Consider the following 1905-nt stretch of genomic DNA (forward strand, 5'->3'; position numbering starts at 1 on the left):
GACGGAGGAGCCCGCGGACCTGCTGCCAAAGCTGGAGATCCTGAGCTACCGGTTCGTCCGGCGAGGCGGCCTGCCCGATCTGTGGAGGCGCACGAAGGTCCTGGAGCCCAAGAGCCTGCTGGCCGCGCTGCTCTCGGAGCCGTCGCTCCGGTTCCTGCGGCGGAGCCTCCGGGGCAGGACCGGCGTCCTGATCGAGTTCGAGGAGATCGTCCAGGGCGTCCGGCGGCTCCTGAACGAGGCCGCGGCGACGGAGATGGACGGCCTCCGGATCCGGCTCCCACAGCGGAAGCAGCCGGCCAAACACGAGGGGCCAGCATCGGAAGCGCCGAAGCCAGACCCTCCGCCGGAGGCGAGCGGTTCGGGGCCTGCTGCCTAGTCGGATGTCGGCGGTCTTTTTGGTCCTTGACGGAGGCCAGGGTTTGCCATAACCTACCTGGCGACAATCTAGCGCGCGGCTCGCCCTAAAGGCGAACGCCCCGTCCGAGCGAGAGGGCTCGGGGAGCCGATACCGACCGGCACCCGGGCCCTTTTTCTTTGCCCGGAGACCCCATGTGACGCCCGAGTTCATCGTCGTCCACCATTCCCTGACCCGGGACAGCGGGACGGTGTCCTGGGGGGCGATCAGGCGCTATCACGTGCAGGAGCTGGGGTGGAAGGAGATCGGGTACCACGCCGGGGTGGAGCTCGTCGGGGACGCCTACGAGATCCTGCTCGGGCGGCTCTCGGACGGTCCCGGCGCCCACGCGAAGGAAGCCGGGATGAACGAGCGGAGCTTCGGGGTGTGCCTGATCGGGAACTTCGACGAGGCACCCCCGCCGGAGCCGCAATGGGAGAAGGCGCTCGCGCTGGTCCGGTGGCTCCAGCGGCTTTACGGGATCCCGGCGGCCAACGTGATCGGGCACCGGGAGGTGGGGCTCATGGCTGGGCTCGACTGGACGAAGGGGGAATACAAGAGTTGCCCCGGGCGGCTCTTTCCGATGGCCGAGTTCCGGGGCGCCCTGCCGGGATGAGGCGCATGTTCCCCCTTACGGTGGCCGTGGCGCTGGCGATCCCGGTCCTGGCCCTGGTAACCGCCCTCCTCCTGGCGGATGCCTACCTCCAGGAGCTGGGGGCGGAGATGCCCGCGGGGGATCCGGACAGGGCGACGTGCGCGGAAGAGCGCTTCAAGGAGTGGGCCCGCGAGGGGCAGCTCGAGCTCGATCCCGTGACGGGCCACGGGCGGGACTACGACCGGGCCTTGGCGGCGTGCTGGGGCGACGGGAGCGAGGAGAGCGAACCGGCGCCGGCCGGGGAGGGGATCCATGCCGCACGACCGATTGAACCGTGAGCTGAAGCCGGGGGATCGCGTGATCCTGGAGGGAGTCGTCACGGAGGTCTACCCGGGGCAGGAGACCTGCAACGCGATCGTTCGGCCGGCGCACGCGAAGGAAGGCGACTGGCCGGTGACGCTGAACGCGCACTGGCTGGAGAAACGGGAGGGCACGGCGCCGGCGCCGGAGTCGGCCCGCGAGGGCGGCATGGGGGACGTCGCTTCCTGAGAGGGGCAGTGGGAGAGGGGCGGGTGACGCTGGCGGACGTGGGGGCGGTCCTGGCGCTGCACCTCCTGTTCGGCCTGGTGCTGTGCGGCGGGTTCCGGTACCTGCTGCGGACGGACGCGCGGGAGGTCCAGCGGAACCGGGAGGACGCCTGCGGGTTGCACGCCTGGGCGGCCGTGGCCGGCGGCGGCCTGCGGTGTGGGCGGTGCGGGATGCAGCCGGGCCTGGGCGCGCCGGCGGAGAGGGAGGAGCGATGACGCTCAAGCAGTTCGGGAAGACGGCGCTGTTCACGGCGGTCGAGGCGGGGACGCTGGCCGCCTGGCTCTTGCTGACGGGGTTCTCGGCCTATCTGGCGGTCGGCGTGCTCCTG

Annotated in this window: 5 protein-coding genes; all 5 read left to right on the forward strand. The window is 71.2% G+C overall.

Annotated features, from left to right (window positions below; translation table 11 throughout):
• The coding region (locus tag VGT06_03585) for a hypothetical protein (GenBank protein HEV8662213.1) at positions 1-376 on the forward strand (376 nt) is incomplete at its 5' end.
• Positions 377-551: 175 nt separating this feature from the next.
• A complete protein-coding gene (locus VGT06_03590; protein ID HEV8662214.1) occupies positions 552-1010 on the forward strand; it encodes a peptidoglycan recognition family protein in 459 nt (152 codons plus the stop codon).
• Between the two features lie 5 nt (positions 1011-1015).
• Complete coding sequence (locus VGT06_03595; protein ID HEV8662215.1) at positions 1016-1327, forward strand: hypothetical protein; 312 nt, start codon at positions 1016-1018, stop codon at positions 1325-1327.
• The gene (locus VGT06_03600) at positions 1302-1538 is read left to right on the forward strand and encodes a hypothetical protein (protein ID HEV8662216.1); all 237 of its coding nucleotides are present in this window, start codon (positions 1302-1304) and stop codon (positions 1536-1538) included. Before VGT06_03595 ends, VGT06_03600 begins: the two co-directional genes overlap by 26 nt.
• 23 nt (positions 1539-1561) lie before the next feature.
• Positions 1562-1792, forward strand: a complete 231-nt coding sequence (locus VGT06_03605; GenBank protein HEV8662217.1) for a hypothetical protein — start codon at positions 1562-1564, stop codon at positions 1790-1792.
• Positions 1793-1905 lie beyond the last annotated feature (113 nt).

The organism is Candidatus Methylomirabilis sp. (assembly GCA_036000645.1).
Classification (GTDB): domain Bacteria; phylum Methylomirabilota; class Methylomirabilia; order Methylomirabilales; family JACPAU01; genus JACPAU01.